Origin of the sequence: Pseudomonas sp. R76, assembly GCF_009834565.1 — a bacterium.
Taxonomy (GTDB): domain Bacteria; phylum Pseudomonadota; class Gammaproteobacteria; order Pseudomonadales; family Pseudomonadaceae; genus Aquipseudomonas.
Map to the genome: position 1 here is coordinate 4,854,015 of NZ_CP019428.1, position 18,778 is coordinate 4,872,792.

17 protein-coding genes are annotated in these 18,778 nt (G+C 60.1%); 3 read left to right on the forward strand and 14 right to left on the reverse strand.

All coding sequences use genetic code 11. The annotated features are described in order from the left end of the window. Positions 1-31: 31 nt before the first annotated feature. The 14 genes from PspR76_RS21810 to PspR76_RS21875 form a co-directional block, all read right to left on the reverse strand. Positions 32-328, reverse strand: a complete 297-nt coding sequence (locus tag PspR76_RS21810) for a flagellar protein FliT (RefSeq protein WP_159958630.1) — start codon at positions 326-328, stop codon at positions 32-34. A gap of 24 nt (positions 329-352) precedes the next feature. Beyond that, the gene (fliS, locus tag PspR76_RS21815; protein WP_104994430.1) at positions 353-742 is read right to left on the reverse strand and encodes a flagellar export chaperone FliS; all 390 of its coding nucleotides are present in this window, start codon (positions 740-742) and stop codon (positions 353-355) included. A 141-nt stretch (positions 743-883) separates the two neighbouring features. Further along, positions 884-2,287: a flagellar filament capping protein FliD gene (fliD, locus tag PspR76_RS21820; RefSeq protein ID WP_159958632.1), complete on the reverse strand. Its 1,404-nt coding sequence runs from the start codon at positions 2,285-2,287 to the stop codon at positions 884-886. A 79-nt stretch (positions 2,288-2,366) separates the two neighbouring features. Then, a complete protein-coding gene (locus PspR76_RS21825) occupies positions 2,367-2,726 on the reverse strand; it encodes a flagellar protein FlaG (RefSeq protein WP_159958634.1) in 360 nt (119 codons plus the stop codon). A gap of 75 nt (positions 2,727-2,801) precedes the next feature. Then, positions 2,802-4,247: a flagellin N-terminal helical domain-containing protein gene (locus PspR76_RS21830; protein ID WP_159958636.1), complete on the reverse strand. Its 1,446-nt coding sequence runs from the start codon at positions 4,245-4,247 to the stop codon at positions 2,802-2,804. Between the two features lie 267 nt (positions 4,248-4,514). Further along, a complete protein-coding gene (locus tag PspR76_RS21835; RefSeq protein WP_159958638.1) occupies positions 4,515-5,444 on the reverse strand; it encodes a ketoacyl-ACP synthase III in 930 nt (309 codons plus the stop codon). Between the two features lie 277 nt (positions 5,445-5,721). Next, positions 5,722-7,305, reverse strand: a complete 1,584-nt coding sequence (locus PspR76_RS21840; RefSeq protein WP_159958640.1) for a flagellar hook-associated protein 3 — start codon at positions 7,303-7,305, stop codon at positions 5,722-5,724. A gap of 14 nt (positions 7,306-7,319) precedes the next feature. Next, positions 7,320-9,356, reverse strand: a complete 2,037-nt coding sequence (gene flgK, locus PspR76_RS21845) for a flagellar hook-associated protein FlgK (RefSeq protein WP_159958642.1) — start codon at positions 9,354-9,356, stop codon at positions 7,320-7,322. Between the two features lie 10 nt (positions 9,357-9,366). After that, positions 9,367-10,635: a flagellar assembly peptidoglycan hydrolase FlgJ gene (gene flgJ, locus PspR76_RS21850; protein WP_159958644.1), complete on the reverse strand. Its 1,269-nt coding sequence runs from the start codon at positions 10,633-10,635 to the stop codon at positions 9,367-9,369. A gap of 4 nt (positions 10,636-10,639) precedes the next feature. Beyond that, positions 10,640-11,728: a flagellar basal body P-ring protein FlgI gene (locus PspR76_RS21855; protein WP_162530309.1), complete on the reverse strand. Its 1,089-nt coding sequence runs from the start codon at positions 11,726-11,728 to the stop codon at positions 10,640-10,642. Positions 11,729-11,755: 27 nt separating this feature from the next. Next, positions 11,756-12,451: a flagellar basal body L-ring protein FlgH gene (gene flgH / locus PspR76_RS21860; RefSeq protein ID WP_159958648.1), complete on the reverse strand. Its 696-nt coding sequence runs from the start codon at positions 12,449-12,451 to the stop codon at positions 11,756-11,758. Between the two features lie 53 nt (positions 12,452-12,504). Continuing rightward, a complete protein-coding gene (gene flgG / locus PspR76_RS21865) occupies positions 12,505-13,290 on the reverse strand; it encodes a flagellar basal-body rod protein FlgG (protein WP_005790105.1) in 786 nt (261 codons plus the stop codon). A 71-nt stretch (positions 13,291-13,361) separates the two neighbouring features. After that, positions 13,362-14,102 carry a flagellar basal body rod protein FlgF gene (locus tag PspR76_RS21870; protein ID WP_159958650.1) on the reverse strand — a complete coding sequence of 247 codons (741 nt, stop codon included), beginning with the start codon at positions 14,100-14,102 and terminating at the stop codon, positions 13,362-13,364. Between the two features lie 314 nt (positions 14,103-14,416). After that, complete coding sequence (locus PspR76_RS21875; protein ID WP_159958652.1) at positions 14,417-15,979, reverse strand: sigma-54-dependent transcriptional regulator; 1,563 nt, start codon at positions 15,977-15,979, stop codon at positions 14,417-14,419. A gap of 258 nt (positions 15,980-16,237) precedes the next feature. Between PspR76_RS21875 and phhA the strand changes: the two genes are divergently transcribed. From phhA to PspR76_RS21890, 3 genes are all read left to right on the forward strand, one after another. Next, positions 16,238-17,029: a phenylalanine 4-monooxygenase gene (gene phhA / locus PspR76_RS21880; protein ID WP_159958654.1), complete on the forward strand. Its 792-nt coding sequence runs from the start codon at positions 16,238-16,240 to the stop codon at positions 17,027-17,029. A gap of 98 nt (positions 17,030-17,127) precedes the next feature. Continuing rightward, entirely contained in the window at positions 17,128-17,484 is a 357-nt protein-coding gene (locus PspR76_RS21885) for a 4a-hydroxytetrahydrobiopterin dehydratase (RefSeq protein ID WP_017134918.1), read from the forward strand. Next, the gene (locus PspR76_RS21890) at positions 17,484-18,677 is read left to right on the forward strand and encodes an amino acid aminotransferase (protein WP_159958656.1); all 1,194 of its coding nucleotides are present in this window, start codon (positions 17,484-17,486) and stop codon (positions 18,675-18,677) included. The genes PspR76_RS21885 and PspR76_RS21890 overlap by 1 nt, the downstream gene beginning before the upstream one ends. Positions 18,678-18,778 lie beyond the last annotated feature (101 nt).

Sequence of the window (18,778 nt, forward strand, 5' to 3'; positions counted from 1 at the left end):
ATGACGCACCGTTCGGACTAACTGAGCCCATTCAGCCGAACAGATGGTAAACCTTTGACGCGTTTTCCGCTCGGTTGATCTGCGACATCTCTTCGAAAATCGCCTGGCGCTCGCCCGTCGTCACTTCCAGCAACTGCTGATACACCGCCAACAAGCTCTCCAGCTTTTCCCGCAGGGCATCCTCGTCCACCGGCGCGTTATTGAGTGCCTCATCGATCACCGCACGGCAGCCCATATCCAGTTCGCCGATAGCGTCCCAGTTACATGCCGCCAAGGCGTCGACCAAGGCTTCGCGGGTTTCGTCAATCCGTTGCAGGGCGTGGCTCATGACATCATCCTCAGGCCGAAAGGCCTACAGTGTTGCAATACCGTCCCAGCCTTCCTTGAGCGTAATCATCAGGCCGGCTACTTCGTCGATCATGGTGACATCGTTCTTGCTGTTGGCTTCCAGCAGGCGCGTGGTCATGTAGGCGTACAGGTTGTCCAACTGTTGCAAGGCGGCCGGATCATCGGTTTTTTCCGGGTTCAGGCCGTCACGCAAGCCGATCAGGATGTCGATCGCCTTACCGAGCAGCAGGCCTTTTTGCGCGATATCACCACGAGCCATGGCGCCCTTGGCCTGGGCCATGCGATCCAACGCGCCTTCCATCAGCATCTGGACCAGACGGTGCGGGCTGGCTTCGGAGACCTGGGCATGGGAATTGACCTTCTGGTATTGGCGAAGGGCTCTCATGGGATTCATGTTTCTACCTCGTGACAGGCGACAGCTAAATTGGATGGGCTCTGACTAATATGTCGACTGGGTCGCAAAAAACTTTAACCCCCAAGTCGGTCGAAGGCGGCGCCCGATGGCGGTATTTACCACCGGGCGGCGTCATCGGGATCAGCTGTCCGAGGACGACTTGGTCAGCGCGTTGAGCGTGGTCATGACGGTGGAACGCTGACTGGTGAGCTGGGCCACCAGGTTGTTCATCGTCGTATATTTAGCGGTCAGGCTGGTCTTCAGGGCGGCCATGCGCGCGGTCAGGGAGTCCTGCTGTTTTTGCAGGTCCTTGAGGTTGGTCGACAGGGTCGAGGAGCGCTTGGCGAGAACACCGGTGTTGCTCAGCGCGTAGCTGTTGGTCGCGGTTTTCATGCGCACCAACAGGCCATTGTCGCCTTTAAAAATACCGCCGATGTCGGTAGGGTTGGTCAAGATCGCCGCACCGAATATTTTATCGTCAATGCTCAGCTTGCCGGTGCCGGAGTCAGTGTTCACACCAAATTGCGCCAGGGACTTCAACGTGCCCGTGCCAGCCAGTGCGTTCATTTGCGCGCGCAGGGACGACTGCAGGGTGCGCATGGTGGCATCGCCGGTCAGCGCAGACGGCGTGGTCGAACCATCGGCGTTGGTGGTGATTTTGGTTTCAGTATTGATCGCCGTCATCAAGGCGTTGTACGTGTCGACAAAGCCCTTTACCGAGCTTTTCAGGGTGTCGTTGCTGCGACTGACCGTGATGGTCGAGGCGATTCGATTTGGACTGTTCGGATCTGTGACGCCAGACGGAAGAGGCGACAGCGCCGTCAACTTGATACTCACGCCGCTGATTGCGTCAGTCAGGGTATTGCTCTTGGATTCCTGCGCAGTACCGTCAATGGTGTACTTCGCATTCTTCGGCTCGGTCACCACTGATGTCCCCGCTTCCAGGCCGGAGTTACCACCCAGGGTAATGTCGGTGCCGACACCGGTATTGGTTGACGTCATGACCAGTCGAGAACCCGTGGCGTCAGTCAGGATGTTGGCACTCAGGCCTACGCTGCTGTATTGCTCGTTGATCGAATCACGTACTTGTTGCAACGTCGCGCCCGGTGGAACAGTGACCCCATAACTCTGCCCAGACTGGGAAATCTCCAGTTTCGTCGACGTCGTACCGGCATTGACGACCGTACTCGGCCCCTTTGCATACGTCTGGGTCGCAACCTTGGAGGAGGTCGCCAACTGGTTGACCACCAGCGAATAGTTGCCTGCGGAGGCACCAGCCCCCAAGGTAATGGTGGACACGTTTGAATCCGACGTCGCCGCTGTCAGGCCGCCGATACTGGCGTCCTTGGCCATATTGTCCAAGGCCCCGCGGAAGGCATCCAGCGCTGCTTGAATCTTGCCGATCGAGGACAGCTGGGCAGTCGACGTTTGCGTCTGCTTGTTGATCTGCGACTGCTTTGGCGCTTGTTCAGCGTTGACCAAGACCGTAACGATCGACTCGGTATTAATCCCCGTAACCGGGCCGCTTACCGTGATATCACCCATGACTCTTCTCCTGATCGGGGCTGGCGCTTTATTGACGGACGACGCCTCAAGCAGCTACAGCAACAAAATTCATGCCAGCTCAGACTTTCGCGTCAAACAACACACTGCTGGCGTCGTGAAGGCTTTGTGCGAGTTTCAATGCCGTTTCCGAAGGGATTTGACGAATGACCTCGCCACTGTCGGTCGCAATGACCTTGACCACCACCTGATGGGTGGAGTCATCAATGGAAAAGTCCAGATTGCGCTGGGCAGCCTGGACGAATTTGCGAATATCCGTTACCGCCTGTTCAAGGTCGGAGGATTTCGAGTCTTGCTTGGGTTCGCCCGTGGCAACCGTGGGGTCTACCTTGGTTTTCTGCGGGTCGGCTGTCACAGGGGCAGGCGCGCTCTGCGACGCCGCTGCTGGATAAGACAGGTTCAACTTGACGCTCATGTCCATGTCCAATCTCCTCATCACGCAGAAGACAAAAGGGCACGTAAACGCGCCCTTCCGTCAGTCATCTACCGATGGCTATTACTGAAGCAGCTTCAGTACAGCGGATGGCAGTTGGTTGGCCTGGGACAGAATCGCAGTGGAAGCCTGTTGCAGGGTTTGTTGCTTGGTCAACTGAGAAGTTTCAGCAGCGTAGTCAACGTCCTGGATCTGACCGCGAGCGGCGCTGGAGTTGTCAGAGATGCTCTGCAGGTTGGCAACGGTGTTGTCGAAACGGTTTTGTACAGCACCGAGGCCGGCACGCTGGGAGTCGATGTCCGAGATCGCCTGGGTGATCACATCGACCGAGTTCTGTGCGTTGGCAGCAGTGGTGATGTCGGTGTTGTTGACGGTGGTTTTGGTGGAGTTGGCAGCTGTACCGGTAGCTGCGAACAGACCCGTCACGCCAGCGCCGCTCAGCGAGTAGCTGCTGGAGGAGTTCAGGGAAACTGCACCCGTGGCGATGATCGCGGTGGCAGCCAGGGCAACGGCAGTGCCGGCAGTACCGGTACCATCCAGGGTGGCAACCTTGACGCCTGCGATAGCACCGGCGTCGCCACCGTTGAAGGTCAGGTTCTCACCGGTATCGGACTTGACCGACAGCGCTTGAGTGGTCGAATCGTAGTTAACGGTGATGCCCAGCTTGGCAGCGTTGGACTTCAGTTGGTCAGCCAGGTCAGAAGCGCTGGTCACGCCAGTGAACTGGACCGCAGCACCGCTACCGACTTTCAATGTGAAGTTGGCGCTGGCTGGAGATGCAGCAGCGATGGCAGTGGAGTCAACGGTGAACTGGGCAACAGTGCTGGCAGTAGCAGCCAGGCCGCCTACAGCGCCGTTCATTTGCGCAGCGATCTGCCCGGCCGAAGCACCGGCAGCGATGGTCAGGCTCTTGGACTGGCCGCCACCGGTAACGGCGAGTGTGCCGCCGCCAACGCCTGTTGCGCTTGGAGCAACGCCTTGGGATTTCAGCTGCTGCGAACCAATGTTGTTGGCTGCAACGTTACCGATGCTCATGTCGATGGTCTGGTTGGCGTTGGCGCCGACCTGGAACGAAGTAGTACCGAAAGAACCGTCCAGCAGGTTCTTGCCACCGAAAGTAGTGGTGGTAGCGATACGGGTCAATTCAGCAGTCAGTGCTGCGTATTGAGCCTGGTTCGACTTACGGTCGTCAGCGCTTGGCGAGCCGTTGGCGGATTGCAGAGCCAGGGTACGCATGCTTTGCAGGATGTTGGTGGACTGCTGCATGGCGCCTTCAGCGGTCTGAGCAATCGAGCTGCCGTCGTGGGCGTTTTTGATTGCAACGCCCAGGCCGTTGATTTGGCTGGTCAGACGGTTGGAGATTTGCAGGCCGGCCGCATCGTCTTTGGCGCTGTTGATACGCAGGCCGGAGGACAGACGCTGCATGGAAGTTTGCAAGGCGCCAGAAGCCTTGTTCAGGTTGTTCTGAACGTTCAACGAAGCAAGGTTAGTGTTTACTGTTAAAGCCATGACGAAATCCTCGTGGGTGGTGTACTGCGGCTTCCGGCCCTGGCAACCGCCGGGTGTGGCCTAGAGAACCTTCGTAATAGTTATCGTCTTGAATGCAGGTCTCTTGAGGACTTTTTTGATTTTTTTTACTAGCACGTGGCCACCCTTTGTAATTCAAGCATTTACGATAGCCCAAAGCCTCGCATTTGCTGGGTTTTCTGGCGCCAAATAAAAAACGCCCAGGCTTTTTCAAGCCTGGGCGTTTTTGTGTGCGGCGCTATCAGCAGGTCACGGACGATAGAGAATCGCCGAACCCCACGACAAACCCACACCAAAGCCACTGATCGCAACACGCTTCCAGTCGCCATCCATCATGTGCTTTTCCAGCAGCAGAGGAATGCTCGAAGACACAGTATTGCCAGTCTCGACCATGTCCTTGATGAATTTCTCTACCGGGGCGTCTTCAAACCGTCGCGCCACGGCGTCGACAATCGCCGCACTGCCCTGGTGAATGCAGAACGCATCAATCTCGTCAGCCTTAAGCTCAGACTCATTGAGCAGCTCGTGCAAATGCGCCGGCACTTTGAGCAGAGCGAAGTTGAACACCTGGCGGCCATTCATGAAAAACACACCGTCGCTGACCTTCAGGTGCGGCGCGCCGGAACCGTCTGTGCCGAACTTCGACTTGCCCAGCAGCCACGGGGCGTCTTCGCCCATCCACGTCGCGGTGGCGGCATCGCCGAACAGCATGGTGGTGTTGCGGTCTTCCGGGTCGACAATCTTCGAATACGGGTCAGCGGTGACCAGCAGGCCGTTTTTCAGGCCGGTGGCTTCCATGAAGCCCTTCATCGCATAAATGCCGTAGACGTAACCGGAGCAGCCCAGGGAGATATCAAAGGCGGCCACGTGGGTCGGCAAGCCCAATTTGTCCTGGACGATGGCGGCCGTGTGGGGCAAGCCCTCTTCGTCGCCGTTCTGGGTCACGACGATGACCGCATCGATGGACTCGCGCGACAGTTGCGGGTTGGCAGCAAACAAGGCATTCACCGCCTCGACACACAGGTCGGAGGTTTCCTGCGCAGCATCCTTGCGCGGCAGGAACGCCGAACCGATCTTGCCGATGATGAAATCTTCATCCTTGGCGAATTTGGCGCCCTGGGCGTAGTTATCGACCCCGTCTGCCGGCACGTAACTGGCGATGCTTTTTATGCCAATCATTGTGGCTTCCCAATACTAAATAGCTGGATAACACCCCTCGAACGACGCCGGGAGTGCTGACAATAAAGGGGATAACCCCGTAAAAATATCGCTGAAAGCCGCTGCGCAAAGACCCGCAGTCGACTTATCCTTTTCACACGATACAGTGAAGATGCGCTTTATGACTCACAGGTCACTCAATTTTGTGCGCTTTGTGCAAAACCCTGCAACATTCCCGGCGCCAGAAATGACAACGGCCCACCCTGCTGCCAGGGTGGGCCGTCTGTTCTGCCGATGATTACATGCGGCTGAACAGGCTCAACTGAGAGATTTTCACAAACGCCAGCTGCGAGGCTTGCAGCATGGTCTGCTGCAGCGTCAGGTCGATGGCGGCCTGGCCCATGTCGACGTTGGCCAGCGACGACATGGTGGAGGTGTTGGCCAAGCCCAGGCTGGTGTTTTCCTGGCCCTGAATATCCAACGCATTCTGGCGTGCACCAATCGAACCGCGTACCTGGTCGATCTGCGCCGTCGCGTTGCCCAGGTTACCGATGGTGGTGTTGAGCACATCCTTGAGCTTGTTCATCGCCACCGGGTCGCCATCGGCCGGGGTTTCCAGCGCCTTGCGCAACTGGCCGAGGGTGTCCAGGGCGTTCATGTTCTTGTTGCTGGTGGCGCCGACGGCAAACTGGTCACCGGCACCCGGCGTGCCACTCACATCAAAAGTCACGCCGGCGGCAGTGATCGACGTCGCGCCCGTGGCCATGGTGCCGGTGGCAATCGACTTGCTGTTTGCTGTGTACGGCTGGGCGTACACCTCGTAAGCGTTGCCGCTGGTGAACTTGATAATCGCACCCGAGTTGGGAAAGGTGCTGGTGTAGGCCGCCTGATCCGTAACCCGGCCACCGGTCAACTGCGCGGTGGATGCATTACTCGCCGTACGCGAACTGCTGAACGTGTCCGGCTTGCTTTCCAGGGTAAACGCCTTGCCCGCCACCAACGCATCAGAGTCCGGGCCCGAGGCCACATCCGATCCCAGGTTCAGGCTGATATCGAATTTGACCCCGCGCAGGTTGATGCTGTGCGCGCCTTCCTTGGTGGAGTCAAACGTGCCGTTACCGGTGATCTCGGCGGTAATGTCGTTACCGTCCTTGTCGGTCACGCTGTATTGAGTGCTGCTGGCGAAGGTCACCTTATACGGCTGACCATCGGCAAAGTTCTTGGTGTACGCCGTGCCGTTGGTAACCAGGCCCGCCGAGATCGCGACTTTGCCGTCATTGACCGCCGGCGGCAAAATCGTGGCCTGGGTGCGACCGGTGTTGGAAGAACTCTCCAGCAGCGTCTTGCCGGTGTCGCCCGCAGCGATGGTCAGGTTGCTCGACACTTGCAGGCTCAGCGGCGTCTCATCGCCCTGGTAGGTGTAGGTGCCATCGTTGTTGCGGCTGTAAGGCGGCGTATCGGTCTTGGCCCCGGAGAACATGTAGTTGCCACTCGAGTCCTTGGTATTGAGCAAGCCCAATACCTGGTCCTCGAGCGCGCCGACCTGGGCGGCAATCGCCTGCCGGTCATCATTGCTGAGCTTGAGGTTACCGGCCTGCAACGCCAGGCCCTGGGCGGTTTGCAGCGAGGTGTTGATGCTGCCGAGCACGCTTTCTTCGTTGGTCAGCGAGTTTTGCAGGCTGGTGATGTTGCCATTGTATTGCCCCAGCATGTCTTTCTGCTGTTGCAGCATCAGCAATTGGGCGGCGGCCACGGGATCATCGGCGGCGGTCTGCACGCGCACACCTGAGCTCGCCTGGTCCTGGGCCTTCACCACACCGGAATAGTTATCCTGATACTTGCTGGAGCTGGTGTCGAAATACTGCTGTGTAGAGATACGCATCGTTCCAGACTCCTTTAAAGGGCGTTAATCAATGTGCTGAAGGTTTCTTGCGCGGCCTTGATGATCTGCGACGACGCGGTGTAGTACTGCTGGAACTTGATCATGTCGCCCGCCTCCTCGTCCAGGTTGACCTGGGACACGGAGTTGCTCGCCGCCTTGTTCGCCGCCAGCAAGGCGCCGGTGGCGGTGCTGTCGGTATTGGCCTGGGCAGCCTTGGAACCGACCTGGGAGACCAGCCGGCTATTGGCGCTGACCAGGCTCACGCCCGCATTGCCGTCCACCGCACCCACCGTCGCCTTGGTTTGCAAGCCCAGCAACTGCTGGGCGTTGCGGCCATCGGACGCCGCGCCGCTGTTGAACGAAAACGTGGTGCTGTCGTTTTTAACCGGCGAACCGGCCACGGTGGTATCAAAGCTGAAGCTTTTGCCGGGGATCAACGTACCGCTCGCATCGCGCATCGGCACGTTGACGGTGATCTTGTTGCCCTGGCCCGGAATGATGCTGCCGGTGCCGATCGAGTTGCCCTGGGCGTCGGTGAGCGAGTAAGGCTGGGTGCCGTCCGCTGCCGGGTCGCCGAACACCATCTTCACCGGCATCGAGTTCTCGATCCCGGTGCGCAGCTGCGCGGTCGCCGCGCCGCCATTGATATCGATAGGCACGGTCAACACCGGTGGCGTGAACGTGCCGGTGCCGGTGTTGGTCTTGCTGGCATTGCCGGCCAATGGCCCGGCAAACGCGATTTTATTCGGGTCTTTCAAATCGACACCGATGTTGCTGGCACCCGTGGCCGTCGGGCTGACTTTAAAGCTGTCACCGGCAGCTACTGTACCGCCGGTATTCAACGCGAGGGTGAAACCATCAATCACCGGCGGCGGCGTGGTGGTGGTGTCGAACGAACCCATGGCCTTGCCATCGGAACGCACCACGTTGTACTGGTTGCCGCTGGTGAAGGTGACCTTGTAGTCGAAGGTCGACAGCTTGCTGCTGTCGGCAATCGTCACATTCAAGTTGCCCGAACTTGCGCTGTTACCCGCCGCCGCCTGGCTGCGCTGGGCAATCGCCGCGGCGCTGTTGATGTCGCTGAACAGCGAGGAACCGAAATCGCCATTCAGGTCCAGGCCCTGGCCCAACTGGCTGTTGACGCTGTCGGCGGTGGCAATGGCGATGCGACCCAAGTCGTTGATGGCCGGCATCAGCACGTCACTGCGGTAACGCAGCAGGCCGCCGATGCTGCCGCCGGTCACCACCGAGCCGATGTCCATCGACGTGTCGCCCATTTTGAGCTGGATGGTGTACTGGCTATTGTCGGTGCTGCTGGGTACGGCCGAAATCGTATTGGAGATACTGCCCTCAACCAGCGACTGGCCGGTGCCGGTGGTGATGCTGAGCTGGCCGTTCTTCTCGGTCGCGGTCACGCCAATCAATTCGTTGAGCGAACGCACGGCTTCGTTACGCGCATCCAGCAGGTTGTTCGGCGCGCTGTTCGACGAGCCCTGGGCCTGCGCAATCTGACTGTTCAGCGAGGCAATCGACGCGGTGATCGTGTTGACCTGATCGCTCATGGTCTTCAGCTGGCCGTTGATGGTCTCTTTCTGCTGGGTCAACTGGGTGGAAATCGCGTTGAAGCGGTTGCTCAGGGTCTGGGCGCTGGTCACCAGCAATTGCCGCGCGGACACATCGCTTGGGGTCGCCGCCGCGGTTTGCAGCGAGGCGAAAAACGCACTGAGCACCGCCGACATGCCGGTGGACTTGTCCGACATGGTCTTGTCGATGGCTGCGGCCTGGCCCGCGTAGGCGGTGGCGTCGCTGTTGAGCGAGGTGCTGCTCTGGTAGGCGGCGCCCAAAAAGTCGTTATAAATGCGGCGCACATCCGCCAGTGTGGTGCCGCTGCCGATGTACACGCCGCCGTACTGGTTGTTGGCGCTGGCGTTCTGGGTGGTCTGCTGACGCGAGTATCCCGGGGTGTTGACGTTGGCAATGTTGTTACTCAGGACCGACAACGATCCTTGAGCGGCGTTGAGCCCCGACATCCCGATATTGAGCAAACTCATGATTCAGACCTTATAAATGAGTGGATGCGCCCGCGGCAGCGTAGTTCTGGTAACTGTTCATCGTTTTAGCGATCTGCGAAATCTTGCTGGCGTAGTCCGGGTCGGTTGCATATCCGGCTTTTTGCAACTCGCGTACAAACTGTTCCGGGTTGTCGGCTGATTTCACAACTTCTTTATAGCGATCATTGCTTTGCAGCAATGTCACGAGGTCGTGGAAGCTGTCCTGGTAGGAGTTATAGGAACGAAACTGCGCCGTTTCCTTGACCATCGCCCCATCACGAAACTCGCTGGTGATTGCACGCGCCTGGCCGCCCTGCCAACTCTGCCCGGCCTTGATGCCGAACAGGTTGTGGCTGCTGCTGCCGTCTTCGGCGCGCATCACCGATTTACCCCAACCGGTTTCCAGCGCGGCCTGGGCCACCAGGTACTTCGGATCCACGCCAATGCGCGCGGCGGCCGCCTTGGCCATCGGCAGCATGGTGGCGACGAATTCATCCTGCGAGCTGAAGGCTTTTTTCGCCGGCGCCAACGGTGGCTGGGCGATGGCGCGGCCGTAGACCTGCATGCGCCCGCTCGGCACGGCAAAGCTGCGCGCCGTGCTGTTGATCACGTTGTCAGCGGCGGCGCTGTTACGCAGCGGCGCGCTTTGGGCGACAGTCGTTGCGTCGGTGCTCGGCACGATGCCGGCCAACAGGCGGTCGGTCAGCTTGCTCGGCAAGGCGATACGGCGCTGGTTCATCAGCTCCATATCGTTGGCGTGTGCGCTCGCGCCTTCCGGCACGGCCACGCGATAAGCCCACAGCGGGCGCTGGCCATTGGAGCGGCCCAACGGGCCTTCGGCTTTAGTGCCAGCGGCGATTTCCGTCGGCACATCAACTTTCTTCGCTGGCGCCTGCGCGGCTTCCGGGCCTTGCAAGGTGGCCGCCTGGGCGTCCACCGGTTTGTTCTTCTGCATCTGGCGCATCAGCACGTCGGCCAAGCCGATACCGCCGCCTTCGCGGGACATCGACACCGCCAGCTGCTGGTCGTACATTTCCTGGTACTGCTTGGCAGCCGGGGTGTTCATCGGGTTGTCCTTGCCCAGCGCCTCGGTGGCCGAGCGCATGGACTTGAGCATTTCGCTCAAAAACAGCGACTCGAACTCCTGCGCCACTTTGCGCATGTTGCCTTCGCTGTTCTTGTCGGCGCCGACCTTGAGCTGGTTAAGCCGGTTGAGGTCGGAGTAAGACCCCGAGTCCGCCGTGCTGCTGATCCCGCTCTTGCGCATATCCATGGCCATGGCCTCAGATCACAATCAGGTCGGCTTGCAAGGCGCCGGCCTGTTTCAGAGCTTCGAGGATCGCCATCAAGTCACCTGGGGCTGCGCCCACCTGGTTCACCGCGCGGACAATCTCATCCAGCGTGGTGCCGGGGCCGAACTTGAACATCGGCTTGGCTTCTTGCTGAGCATTCACCCGCGAACGCGGCACCACCGCCGTCTGGCCGTTGGACAACGGCCCCGGCTGGCTGACGATCGGGTCTTCGGTGATGGTCACCGTCAGGCTGCCGTGGGTTACCGCTGCCGGCGACACCTTGACGTTCTGGCCGATCACGATGGTGCCGGTACGCGAATTGATGATGACTTTGGCGACGGCCTGGCCTGGGTCGACCTCAAGGTTTTCCAGGATCGACAGGTAGTCGACGCGCTGGCTTGGGTCCAACGGCGCAGTGACGCGGATCGAGCCGCCGTCGATGGCCTGGGCCACGCCAGGGCCGAGCATGTCGTTGATCTTGTCGACCACGCGCTTGGCGGTGGTGAAGTCCGAACGGTTGAGGTTCAAGGTCAGGCTGTTGCCCTGGTTGAAACCGCTTGGCACGGTGCGTTCAACCGTGGCGCCGCCCGGAATGCGACCGGCCGATGGCACGTTGACGGTGATCTTCGAACCGTCACGGCCCTCGGCGTCGAAGCCGCCCACCACCAGGTTGCCCTGGGCGATGGCGTAGACGTTGCCGTCGATACCTTTGAGCGGCGTCATCAGCAAGGTGCCGCCGCGCAGGCTTTTCGAGTTACCGATGGAGGACACGGTGATGTCCACCACCTGGCCCGGCTTGGAGAACGCCGGCAAGTCGGCACTGATCGATACGGCCGCGACGTTTTTCAGCTGCACGTTGCCCGAACCCGCCGGCACCTTGATGCCGAACTGCGAGAGCATGTTGTTGAAGGTCTGCAGGGTGAACGGCGTCTGGGTGGTCTGGTCACCCGTACCGTTGAGCCCCACCACCAGGCCGTAACCGATCAGTTGGTTGGAACGCACGCCGGAAATACTCGCGATGTCTTTCAACCGCTCGGCATGTGCCCCTGCGCTCAAGGCCAGCAATAACGCGGCAGCCATCAGCTGTTTGAGTTTCAAAGTGGCCACCTAGAAAGGGAACAGCGGGCTAAGGAAGAAACGGTCGAACCAGCCCGGCTGACTCGCATCAGCAAACGAACCCGTACCCGAGTAGGTAATGCGCGCATCGGCAATCCGTGTCGACGGCACGGTGTTGTCAGTGGAAATATCATCGGCGCGGACCATGCCCGCAATCCGCACCAGCTCGTCGCCGGTGTTGAGGGTCATCCACTTTTCACCGCGTACGGCGATGATGCCGTTGGGCAACACATCGGCCACGGTCACGGTGATCGAACCGGTCAGGCTGTTGCCCTGCCCCGCCGCACTCTTGCCGTTGGTGGCACGGTCGCCGCTGTAGCCGGCGCCCAGGCTCAGGTCGCCACTGCCCAGCGGGTTGTTGGTGTTGGGCACGCCGCCGAACAGCGAGGTCAGGCCGATGCTGGTCTTGCTGGTCTTGCCGATCTGCGAGTTGGCGTTTTTGCTCGCCTGGGTTTTCTCGTTCAGGGTGATGGTGATGATGTCACCCACGCGGAACGCCTTGCGATCGCTGTACAGGTTCTGTTCGAAACCGGCCTGGTAGATCGAGCCATTGTTGGCCGCCGCCGGCAACGGCGTGCGCGGCAACACCGGCGCGTAGTACGGGTCATTGGGCTTTGGCGTCGGGGCGACACAGCCCGCGAGCACGGCGATCCCACTCAATGCCAGAACAGAAACATAGCGATTCATGACCCTTACCTCACGGTGTTGCAGGCGCCGTCAATGGCGCCCCATAGACTTGATTACAGATTCTGCGTTACGAACGAAAGCATCTGGTCGGCGGTGGAAATCACCTTGGAGTTCATCTCGTAGGCGCGTTGGGTGGTGATCATGTTGACCATCTCCTCAACCGTGCTCACGTTGGAGGTTTCCAGGGTGCTTTGCAGGGTGGTGCCGAAACCGTTCAGGCCAGGCGTGCCGATTTGCGGCGCGCCGCTGGAAGCGGTTTCCAGGAACAGGTTGTTACCCATGGCCTGCAGACCGGCCGGGTTGATGAAGTCGGCGGTTTGCAGGTTGCCAATCACTTGCGAGGCCGGGTTGCCGGCCACGGTGATCGACACGGTGCCGTCGTTACCGACGGTGAAGGTTTTGGCGTCCGCAGGCACCACGACAGCCGGCTCCAGGGCGAAACCGTTGGCGGTGACGATCTGGCCATTGGAGTCGAGGTGGAAAGTACCGTCACGGGTGTAGGACGTAGTGCCATCCGGTTGCAGGATCTGGAAGAAGCCACGGCCGTTGATGGCCATGTCCAACGGCTGACCGGTTTGCTGCAGGTTACCGGCGCTGAAGTTCTTCTGGGTGCCAACGATCTGCACACCGGTACCCAGTTGCAGGCCCGACGGCAGTTCGCTGTCCTGGGTCGACTGAGCGCCCGGCTGCTTCTTGATCTGATAGAGCAAGTCCTGGAACTCGGCGCGGTCACGTTTGAAGCCCGTGGTCGACACGTTTGCCAAGTTGTTGGAAATGGTGGTCAGGTTGGTGTCCTGGGCGGACAAACCTGTTTTGGCAACCCATAGAGCCGGAAGCATGCTGTTCTCCTTCGTGCGCCTGTTTGTTGGCGCTGCGCTGCAAAATTAGTGTTCGTTCAGTGAGGCCGCGATCAGCTCATCGACAGAACGCGAGTCATGGCCTGGTCGTCTTCTTTAGCGCTGTTCATCATCTTGATGTGCAGCTCGAACTGCTTGGAAAGCGAGAGCACCGCAGTCATTTCTTCCACCGCGTTGACGTTGCTCGCCTGCAGGAAACCCGAGGTTAGCGTGACGTTCGCATCCGCCTGCGCCGGTTGGCCATCCTTGGTGTGGATGGTGCCGTCGAGGCCTTTATTCATGTTCTTGAGGTCGGGCTGGACCATCTTGATGCGGTCCACTTCCGCCATCACTCGCGGGCCTTCGCCCATGGCGCGGATACTGATGGTGCCGTCCGAGCCCACTTCGATTTTCTGCTGGGGCGGCACGGCAATCGGGCCACCGTTGCCCATCACCGGCATGCCGTTGCCGGCGCGCAATACGCCCAGCGCATCGACGTTCATGCTGGCGCTGCGCACATAGGCTTCGCTGCCATCCGGGGTTTGCACGGCGATCCAGCCATTGCCGTTGACCGCCACATCCAGGTCACGACCGGTCTCGATCATGGCGCCCGGCGAGAAGTCAGTGGCCGGCCGCTCGGTCATGGCAAACGCCCGCGCCGGAAAGCTGTCACCGAACACCGGCATCGAACGCGCCTGCTCCAGGTCACGCTGAAAGCCGTTGGTGGAGATGTTCGCCAGATTGTTGGCATGGGCCTTCTGCGCCAGTGCATTCTGGCTGGCGCCGGTCATTGCCACGTAAAGGTACTTATCCACGCTCTATCCTCTTTCTGACGGACGCTTGCCGCCCACCGCTGTACTGATGAGGCTTAAGCAATTTGCGAACCAACTTTTTAAAACAAGGAAAAGTCCAGGCGGAGCGGGGGTTTGCGGGGAGGTGCGGAGATGATGAGGCTGGACGAGAGTCGAAAAAACGGCGGACAACTGCCGCTTACGGCAAGCACAGGTCTTGAAGATGACAAATAACAAATGTGGGAGCTGGCTTGCCTGCGATAGCTGTGTATCAGTGGATACATCAGCTAACTGACCCACCGCCATCGCAGGCAAGCCAGCTCCCACAGAGGATGCGTTCACTTGTCAGCCTTGAGAATTTCGTAATCGCGCAGCTTGTTGGCGATGGTGGTATGGGAAACGCCAAGGCGCTTGCCGAGCTGCCGGCTGCTGGAATGCTCGGCATATAAAGCCTCCAGCACTGCCTTTTCAAACCGCCCGACGATCTCCTCCAGCCCGCCCTCCAGGGAAAAATCGCCAAGCGGCTGACGCACCCCATAATCCGGCAAGCGAATATGCTCAGCCTTGACCGTGCCGCCCTCGCACAACGACACCGCCTGAAACAGCACGTTTTCCAACTGCCGCACATTGCCCGGCCAGTGATAGTGGCTGAGCCGATCCATCGCCGCCGGCGCGAGCTTGGGCAGCGGGCAGCCGATTTGCCGGCTGGCCTGGTCAAGGAAGTGCTCGACCAACGGCGCCAAGCCATCCAGACATTCGCGCAACGGCGGGATATGCAGCGACAGCACATTCAAGCGGTGATAAAGGTCTTGGCGAAACTCCCCGCGCGCACAAAGCTCCGACAAATCCACTTGGGTCGCACAGATAACCCGCACATCCAAATAGACCTCTTCATCACTGCCCACCCGGCGAAAGCAGCCGTCCTGCAAAAAGCGCAGCAACTTCACCTGCAGGCGCGCGCTCATTTCGCCCACGCCATCAAGAAACAACGTACCGCCCGCCGTCAGCTCCAGCAGCCCCAACTTGCCTTCGGCCCGCGCCCCTTCAAAGGCGCCGGGGCCATAGCCGAACAGCTCGGTCTCGGCCATCGACTCCGGCAGGCCCGCGCAGTTAAGCGCCATCAACGGCGACTGCCCACGCGGGCTGGCCAGGTGGCAGGCGCGCGCCAGCAGCTCTTTGCCGGTGCCGGTTTCGCCTTCTATTAATAGCGGCGCATCCAGCGGCGCCATGCGTCGCGCTTCACGCACCACCGCCGCCATCACCTTGGAACTCTGGAAAATGCTGTCGAAGCCGCGCAGCTCCTGCTTGCGCACATTGTAGATACGCTCACCCACGCGGTCGGCGCGGTGCAGGGTCAACACGGCGCCGGCCATGGCCTCGCTGTCGTCATGCTCAGAGGATTGCAGCGGCGCGATGTCCGCCAGGAATACGTCGCCCTTGACCTTGACCCGCAGCCCATTGATCCGCGACTTGCTCGCGCGCACCAACTCCGGCAAGTCGAAATCTTCGGCATACCGCGACAGCGGAATGCCTGGCACCTCGTCCACGCGCACGCCGAGCAACTGCGCCGCCGCACGGTTGGCGGCGACGATGGAGCCGCCCATGTCGATGGACAGCACCGGGAACTCCAGGGCGCCAAGCAGCGCATTGAGTTCCATGTGCCGACGCTCGCTGGGCATCAGCCCCACCCGCTTGACGCCAAACACACCGGCAATCGCTTCGAATTGCGGGCGCAGCGCCTGGAATTGCATGTTCACCAGGTTCGGGCAAAACAGGTAAATGGCGTTGCCATGTTCACCGCCCACCTCGCCCTTGGCGACGTTGACGCCGTATTCCACCAGCAAGTTGAGAATGTCCCGCAGGATGCCGATGCGGTTCTGGCAATGCACTTTGATACGCATGAAAAGGCCCGAAAAGTGGGAAGGCGCCGCGGCTTTTTGCCGCTGGGCGCAGATAGTCGTCAAGATTATGTGACAGCGCGTGAGCTTTTCACAGCCCAATACAACGACAGACCGGCCGATCGTAACGAAAACTTTACGATAATCGGTAAACTTTCCTACAGTCCTGGCCATCAGCCGGATGGAATCCGCCTGCCCTGCGCGTTATCAATAGGCTCATCGCAGGACATAACAAGAACGAATGCCTAGCAGGAGAGCCGTATGAAGCAAACGCAATACGTGGCGCGTGAGCCCGATGCGCAAGGTTTTATCCACTACCCGCCGGAAGAGCAAGCGGTGTGGAACACCCTGATCACCCGTCAGCTGAAAGTGATCGAAGGTCGCGCGTGTCAGGAATACCTGGACGGCATCGACAAGCTCGGCCTGCCGCTGGACCGCATTCCGCAACTGGGCGAAATCAACAAAGTGCTGGCCGAGACCACCGGCTGGCAAGTCGCCCGCGTCCCCGCACTCATTCCTTTCCAGACCTTCTTCGAATTGCTCGCCAGCAAACAATTTCCGGTGGCGACCTTTATTCGCACCCGTGAAGAATTGGACTACCTGCAAGAGCCGGATATTTTCCACGAAATCTTCGGCCACTGCCCGCTGCTGACCAACCCTTGGTTTGCCGAATTCACCCACACCTACGGCAAGCTCGGCCTCGCGGCCACCAAGGAGCAACGGGTGTACCTGGCGCGCCTGTACTGGATGACCATCGAATTCGGTTTGGTGGATACGCCACAAGGCCGGCGCATCTACGGTGGCGGCATTCTGTCGTCGCCCAAGGAGAGTGTGTACTGCCTGTCGGACGAGCCCGAGCACCAGGCCTTCGACCCGCTCGAAGCCATGCGCACGCCGTATCGTATCGACATCCTGCAACCGCTGTACTTCGTTCTGCCTGAGCTTAAGCGCCTGTTCGACGTGGCGCAGGAAGACATCATGGGCATGGTCGAGCGCGGTATGCAGCTGGGTCTGCACGCGCCGAAATTCCCTCCCAAGCCCAAGGCTGCTTGAGCCTTACGTTTTGAGGCCAGGTGAGTCTGTTCCCTGGCCGCGCGTTGCTTTAGGGTAACGCCCACTGATCTTCAATCATTCGAATTCAGGACACCCACATGACCACCTTGAACCAAGCCCACTGCGAAGCCTGCCGCGCCGACGCCCCACAGGTCAGCGACGAAGAGTTGCCGGTACTGATCAAGCAGATTCCCGACTGGAACATCGAAGTACGCGACGGCGTGATGCAGCTGGAAAAGGTTTTCCTGTTCAAGAACTTCAAATTCGCCCTGGCCTTTACCAACGCCATGGGTGAAATCTCCGAAGCCGAAGGCCACCACCCAGGCCTGCTCACCGAGTGGGGCAAAGTCACCGTGACCTGGTGGAGCCACTCGATTAAAGGCCTGCACCGCAACGACTTCATCATGGCCGCGCGCACCGACGAAGTGGCCAAGGACGCCGAGGGCCGCAAGTAATGCATTTCGATGCCATTGGCCGCGTGCCCGGCGACCCGATCCTCGGGCTGATGGACCTGTATGCCCAGGACACCAACCCGAACAAATTCGACCTCGGCGTGGGCGTCTATAAGGACGACCAGGGCCTGACGCCGATTCCCCACGCAGTGAAGCTGGCCGAACAGCGCCTGGTCGATACCCAGCCCACCAAGACCTACATCGGCGGCCACGGCAATGTGGCATTCGGTGCATTGATCAGCGAACTGGTGCTGGGCAGCGGTTCAGCGCTGATTCGCGAGCGACGTGCCGGCGCCACCCAAACCCCGGGCGGCACCGGCGCACTGCGCCTGAGTGCCGACTTTATTGCTCAACACTTGCCCGGCCGTGGCGTGTGGCTGAGCAACCCGACCTGGCCGATCCACGAAACCCTCTTCGCCAAGGCCGGGCTCAAAGTCAGCCATTACCCGTACGTGGGGGCTGATAACCGCCTGGACGTGGCCGCAATGCTGGCGACACTCGCCACCGTGCCCAAGGGCGACGTGGTGTTGCTGCACGCCTGCTGCCACAACCCGACCGGTTTTGACCTGGCCCAGGATGACTGGCGCCAGGTGCTGCAGATCGTGCGCGAGCGCCAGTTGCTGCCGCTGATCGACTTCGCCTACCAGGGCTTTGGCGACGGCCTGGAACAGGACGCCTGGGCGGTACGGTTGTTTGCCGCCGAGCTGCCGGAAGTGCTGATCACCAGCTCCTGCTCGAAGAACTTCGGCCTGTACAGCGACCGTGTCGGCGCGTTGATCGTGTGCGCGGCGGATGCCGAGAAGCTCACGGATGTACGCAGCCAGTTGGCCAATACGGCGCGTAATTTGTGGTCGACGCCGCCGGATCATGGCGCGGCCGTGGTGGCAACCATCCTCGGCGATGCCGAGCTCAAGCAGGTATGGAGCGACGAAGTCGAAGCCATGCGCTCGCGGATTGCTCAACTGCGCGCGGGCTTGGTGGAGGCACTGGCGCCCCACGGGCTGGCTGAACGCTTTGCGCATATCGGTGCGCAGCGCGGGATGTTTTCCTATACCGGCTTGAGTGCCGAACAGGTCAAGCAACTGCGCGAGAAGCACAGCGTGTATATGGTCAGTTCGGGCCGGGCCAACGTTGCCGGGTTTGACGCGACGCGCTTGAGCCTGCTGGCCCAAGCCATCGCCGACGTCTGCAACTGAAGAAACCGAATCAAACTGTGGGAGCTGGCTTGCCTGCGATAGCGGTGTATCAGTTAGCCTTTTTTGGCTGACACACCGCCATCGCAGGCAAGCCAGCTCCC

Excerpts from the sequence above, each read along its gene's own strand:
- PspR76_RS21835 (WP_159958638.1), bottom strand. The coding sequence starts at position 5,444 with ATGATTGGCATAAAAAGCATCGCCAGTTACGTGCCGGCAGACGGGGTC.
- PspR76_RS21825 (WP_159958634.1), bottom strand. The coding sequence starts at position 2,726 with ATGGACATGAGCGTCAAGTTGAACCTGTCTTATCCAGCAGCGGCGTCG.
- PspR76_RS21885 (WP_017134918.1), top strand. The coding sequence starts at position 17,128 with ATGACCACCTTGAACCAAGCCCACTGCGAAGCCTGCCGCGCCGACGCC.
- flgJ (WP_159958644.1), bottom strand. The coding sequence starts at position 10,635 with ATGGCCATGGATATGCGCAAGAGCGGGATCAGCAGCACGGCGGACTCG.
- fliD (WP_159958632.1), bottom strand. The coding sequence starts at position 2,287 with ATGGGTGATATCACGGTAAGCGGCCCGGTTACGGGGATTAATACCGAG.
- flgK (WP_159958642.1), bottom strand. The coding sequence starts at position 9,356 with ATGAGTTTGCTCAATATCGGGATGTCGGGGCTCAACGCCGCTCAAGGA.
- PspR76_RS21890 (WP_159958656.1), top strand. The coding sequence starts at position 17,484 with ATGCATTTCGATGCCATTGGCCGCGTGCCCGGCGACCCGATCCTCGGG.
- phhA (WP_159958654.1), top strand. The coding sequence starts at position 16,238 with ATGAAGCAAACGCAATACGTGGCGCGTGAGCCCGATGCGCAAGGTTTT.
- PspR76_RS21810 (WP_159958630.1), bottom strand. The coding sequence starts at position 328 with ATGAGCCACGCCCTGCAACGGATTGACGAAACCCGCGAAGCCTTGGTC.
- flgH (WP_159958648.1), bottom strand. The coding sequence starts at position 12,451 with ATGAATCGCTATGTTTCTGTTCTGGCATTGAGTGGGATCGCCGTGCTC.
- fliS (WP_104994430.1), bottom strand. The coding sequence starts at position 742 with ATGAATCCCATGAGAGCCCTTCGCCAATACCAGAAGGTCAATTCCCAT.
- PspR76_RS21875 (WP_159958652.1), bottom strand. The coding sequence starts at position 15,979 with ATGCGTATCAAAGTGCATTGCCAGAACCGCATCGGCATCCTGCGGGAC.
- PspR76_RS21855 (WP_162530309.1), bottom strand. The coding sequence starts at position 11,728 with ATGGCTGCCGCGTTATTGCTGGCCTTGAGCGCAGGGGCACATGCCGAG.
- flgG (WP_005790105.1), bottom strand. The coding sequence starts at position 13,290 with ATGCTTCCGGCTCTATGGGTTGCCAAAACAGGTTTGTCCGCCCAGGAC.
- PspR76_RS21840 (WP_159958640.1), bottom strand. The coding sequence starts at position 7,305 with ATGCGTATCTCTACACAGCAGTATTTCGACACCAGCTCCAGCAAGTAT.
- PspR76_RS21830 (WP_159958636.1), bottom strand. The coding sequence starts at position 4,247 with ATGGCTTTAACAGTAAACACTAACCTTGCTTCGTTGAACGTTCAGAAC.